Annotated in this window: 4 protein-coding genes; 3 read left to right on the top strand and 1 reads right to left on the bottom strand. The window is 73.0% G+C overall.

Going from position 1 to position 4,146, the window contains the following annotated elements:
- Window positions 1–1,050: FAD-dependent monooxygenase (locus tag HMPREF0731_RS08755; protein ID WP_007003729.1), on the bottom strand; the 1,050-nt coding region annotated here is incomplete at its 3' end.
- A gap of 212 nt (window positions 1,051–1,262) precedes the next feature.
- Here HMPREF0731_RS08755 and HMPREF0731_RS08750 point away from each other — a divergent pair.
- The 3 genes from HMPREF0731_RS08750 to HMPREF0731_RS08740 form a co-directional block, all read left to right on the top strand.
- A complete protein-coding gene (locus tag HMPREF0731_RS08750) occupies window positions 1,263–1,601 on the top strand; it encodes a P-II family nitrogen regulator (protein WP_007003728.1) in 339 nt (112 codons plus the stop codon).
- Between the two features lie 38 nt (window positions 1,602–1,639).
- The gene (locus tag HMPREF0731_RS08745; RefSeq protein ID WP_007003727.1) at window positions 1,640–2,971 is read left to right on the top strand and encodes an ammonium transporter; all 1,332 of its coding nucleotides are present in this window, start codon (window positions 1,640–1,642) and stop codon (window positions 2,969–2,971) included.
- 297 nt (window positions 2,972–3,268) lie between these two features.
- Window positions 3,269–4,146: FkbM family methyltransferase (locus HMPREF0731_RS08740; RefSeq protein ID WP_007003726.1), on the top strand; the 878-nt coding region annotated here is incomplete at its 3' end.

Raw genomic sequence — 4,146 nt, 5'->3', positions numbered from 1 at the left:
CAGCAGCGCGTCCGGCCGCCGCGCCGCCTGGTAGCGGGCCAGCAGCGCGGCGTCGCCCGGGTCGCCGCCCTCCAGCACCAGCCCGGCCAGCGCCGCCGCGTCGCGGAAGCCGAGGTTGAGCCCCTGCCCGGCGATCGGGTGGATGCCATGCGCCGCATCCCCCACCAAAGCGAGCCGCGTGTCGGTGTAGCGCAGCGCGTGCATCGCGCTCAGCGGATAGGACCAGCGGCGGCCGATCGGCGTGACGCGGCCCAGATGGTCGCCCATGCGGCGCTGGATCTCGCGCCCATAGGCCTCGTCCGGCAGGGCCAGCACCCGCTCGCCGATCGCCCGCTTCTCCGACCAGACGATGGCCGAGGCGTTGGGATGTTCCGGCGTCGGCGCCAGCGGCAGCTGGGCGAAGGGGCCGTGCGGCAGGAACTGCTCCAGCGCCTCCTCGCCATGCGGGCGCTCATGCGCGATGGCGCCGACGATGCCGAGCTGGCGGTAGTCATGCCCGGCGGTGCCGATGCCGGCCTGGCGGCGCAGCGGGCTGTGCCGCCCCTCGGCCGCCACCACCAGCCGGGCGCGGATCGTCTCGCCGGTGGAGAGCTGCACCACGGCGCCCTCGGCGTGGCGCTCGACCCGCGCCTCGGCCGGCGCCCGCACGGTCAGGTGGGCCAGCTCGCGCATGCGGGCATTCAGCGCCATGCGCAGCGCCCGCGCCTCGACCATCCAGCCGAAGGCGTCCGAGCCGCTCTCGGCGGCGTCGAAATGCAGCATCAGCGGGCTCGGCGCCTCGCCCGGCAGGCCGTCGGCGCAGCGGATGCGGCGGATCGGCCCCGGCGCCCAGGGCAGGTGCTGCCACACCCCCGCCGCCTCCAGCAGGGTGCGGCTGGTGCGGGCGATGGCATAGGCGCGGCCGTCGAATTCCGGCAGCTCCATGGGCGGCAGCTTCGCGCGGTCCACCACGGCGCAGGCCACGCTTTGGCTGGCCAGGGCGGTGGCGAGCGTCGCCCCCACCGGCCCGGCCCCGATGATGCACACCGCCACGTCGATCGTCTGGGTCATGCCGCCATTGTGGGGGTGCCCGCCGCATTGCGGAAGGGGCGCCCCCCGGCAGCGCCGCCTTTGCCTATTTCCTGGGCAGGGCTTCTGCGCAGAGTCTGGGCAGAGTCCCGCTGCGCAACGGTTTCGCCCGTTTCGCCACCCGGCCCCGCCTCTGGCACGGCGCTCGCATCAGCAGCGGCAGCTACGCGGAAGTACAGAGGGGACCGCAGCGCATGAAGCTGGTGATGGCCGTCATCAAGCCTTTCAAGCTGGACGAGGTGCGCGAGGCGCTCACCCCGCTCGGCGTGCAGGGGCTGACCGTGACCGAGGTGAAGGGGTTTGGCCGGCAGAAGGGCCAGACCGAGATCTACCGCGGCGCGGAATACCATGTCTCCTTCCTGCCCAAGCTGAAGATCGAGGTCGCGGTGCCCAGCGACCTGGTCGACGCGGTGGTGGAGGCGATCGCCTCGACCGCGCGCACCGGCAAGATCGGCGACGGCAAGATCTTCGTGCTGGATGTGGAGCGCGCCCTGCGCATCCGCACCGGCGAGACGGACGCCTCGGCGCTGTGACGCCGCTCCCCGCCCACCAGAAGACGATGGAACCGAGAATGCGAATCCTGGCGCGCGGCGCGGCCGCGCTGCTCCCCACCCTGCTGCTGGCCGCTCCGGCCTTCGCGCAGGAGGAAGCCACGGTCAATGCGGGCGACACCGCCTGGATGCTCACCAGCACCGCGCTGGTGCTGATGATGACCATCCCCGGCCTGGCGCTGTTCTATGCGGGCATGGTCCGCAAGAAGAACGTGCTGGCCACCATGATGCAGTCCTTCTTCCTGGCCGCGCTGTGCAGCGTGGTCTGGATGGTGGCCGGCTACTCCCTGGCCTTCGGCGAGGGCGGCGCCTATGTCGGCGACCTGTCCAAGCTGTTCCTCTCCGGCATCGCCGAGAACTGGGACAAGCCCTTCACCCTCGGCAGCGGCGACGGCGCGGTGGCCTTCACCATCCCCGAGACCGTCTTCGTCATGTTCCAGATGACGTTCGCCATCATCACCCCGGCGCTGGCCACCGGCGCGGTGGCCGACCGCATGAAGTTCAGCGCGCTCGCGCTGTTCACCGTGCTGTGGTCGCTGCTGATCTACAGCCCGGTCGCGCACTGGGTCTGGCACCCGAATGGCTGGATCTTCGCCCTCGGCGCGCTGGACTTCGCCGGCGGCACGGTGGTGCATATCAATGCGGGCGTGGCCGGCCTGGTCGCCGCCCTCGTCATCGGCAAGCGCACCGGCCTCGGCACCGAGAACATGTCGCCCTTCAACCTGGGCCTGGCCGTGATCGGCGCGGCGCTGCTGTGGGTGGGCTGGTTCGGCTTCAACGCGGGCTCGGCCGGCGCCGCCGGCGGCCGCGCCGGCATGGCCATGCTGGTGACGCAGGTGGCGGGCGCCGCCGGCGTGCTGGCCTGGGTCGCCGCCGAATGGGTGACCAAGGGCAAGCCCTCGGTGCTCGGCGCCATCTCCGGCGCGGTGGCGGGGCTGGTCGCCATCACCCCGGCCGCCGGCTTCGTGCTGCCGGTGCCGGCGCTGATCATCGGCCTGGTGGCGGGCCTGGCCGGCTTCTGGGGCGCCACCGCGCTGAAGCACTGGTGCGGCTACGATGACAGCCTGGACGCCTTCGGCGTGCACGGCATCTGCGGCATCGTCGGCGCGCTGCTGGTGGGCGTCTTCGCCTATGGCCCGCTCTCGGCCACCCCGGCCGACGCCGCCGGCATCTCCGGCTCCTTCGCCCAGTTCCTGACGCAGCTCTACGCCACCGTCGCCACCTTCATCTTCACCGCGGTCGGCAGCTGGATCCTGCTGAAGGTGGTCGACCTGACCGTCGGCCTGCGGGTGACCGAGGAGGAGGAGCGCGAGGGCCTCGACGTCTCGCTGCATGGCGAGCGGCTGGGCTGACACCGCCACCCCCCGATCCACCGGGGGCCAGGTCAGCCGACACGCCGGGGGAGGCCACTCCCCCGGCGTTGTCATGTCCGGCGCCCGGGCCGGGCCTCCCCCGGCATCACGGATGTGTGATATCTCTGTCGCTTCTGGCCGCCGGGCGCCGCCGCTAGTGCTGCGCGCAAGGCACAGGGTGGCCCGCACCGCCCTGACCGCGGGGCGGGCCGGACGGGATGGCCGGGCAGCTTCGCCCCGGCCTGGGAGAACGCCGCCGGCACCAACGGTCCGGGGCATGCGGGAGAGTGGGACAGCATGACGGACCATGGCCCGGAGCGCGGCGTGGCGCCGCGCGTGGCCGCTGCGGCGACGCGGCATGGCGAGATCTTCTACCTCGCCGAGGATGACCCGATCGGCAAGTGCCTGGCGCGCTACGGCGAATGGGCCGAGGCGGAGATCGGCCTGCTCGGCGGCTTCATCGGCCTGGGCAGCACGGTGGTCGATGTCGGCGCCAATGCCGGCACGCACAGCCTGGCCTTCGCCCGTCGCGTCGGCCCGCATGGCCGGGTGCTGGCCTTCGAGCCGCAGCCGGTGCTGCACGGGCTGCTGCGCCGCAGCCTGGACGCCAACGGGCTGGCCCAGGTCGAGCTGCACCGCGCCGGCATCGGCGACGCCCCTGGCGAGATGCGGCTGCCCGCCATCGATTACGGCGTGCCGGTCAATTCCGGCGGCATCACCCTGCTGCCGGCCACCGCCGCGCCCGAGGGCGAGGCGGTGCCGATCCTGACGCTCGACTCCTTCGCGCTGCCCGCCTGCGCCCTGGTCAAGGCCGATGTCGAGGGCATGGAGGCGGCGCTGATCGCCGGCATGCGCGACACCATCGACCGCCTCAGCCCGGTGCTGTTCCTGGAGTGCAACACGGTCGCCGCCGCCGCCGCCATCCTGCGGGCGCGCGACTGGTCCGGCTACCACCTGTTCCTGCTGCGCACCACCGTGTTCAACCCGGAGAATTTCCGTGGCTCGGCCGAGAATTTCCTCGGCCACGCCGCCGAGACCGGGCTGCTCTGCCTGCCCGAGGCGGCGCTGCCGCTGCTGCCGGCGCGGCCTGGCCTGGCCGAGGCGATCCCGGTGCGCGACCTGGACGAGGCGGCGGCCGCGCTGCTGGCCACGCCGCGCTATGGCGACCCCCTGCC

It is taken from the genome of Pseudoroseomonas cervicalis ATCC 49957, from assembly GCF_000164635.1.
Classification (GTDB): Bacteria; Pseudomonadota; Alphaproteobacteria; order Acetobacterales; family Acetobacteraceae; genus Pseudoroseomonas; species Pseudoroseomonas cervicalis.
The sequence above is the reverse complement of the archived record's forward strand: the minus strand, read 5'-3'. Positions and strand labels throughout refer to the sequence as shown.

Coding starts and splice junctions, on each gene's coding strand:
- HMPREF0731_RS08750 (WP_007003728.1), top strand. CDS start 1,263: ATGAAGCTGGTGATGGCCGTCATCAAGCCTTTCAAGCTGGACGAGGTG.
- HMPREF0731_RS08745 (WP_007003727.1), top strand. CDS start 1,640: ATGCGAATCCTGGCGCGCGGCGCGGCCGCGCTGCTCCCCACCCTGCTG.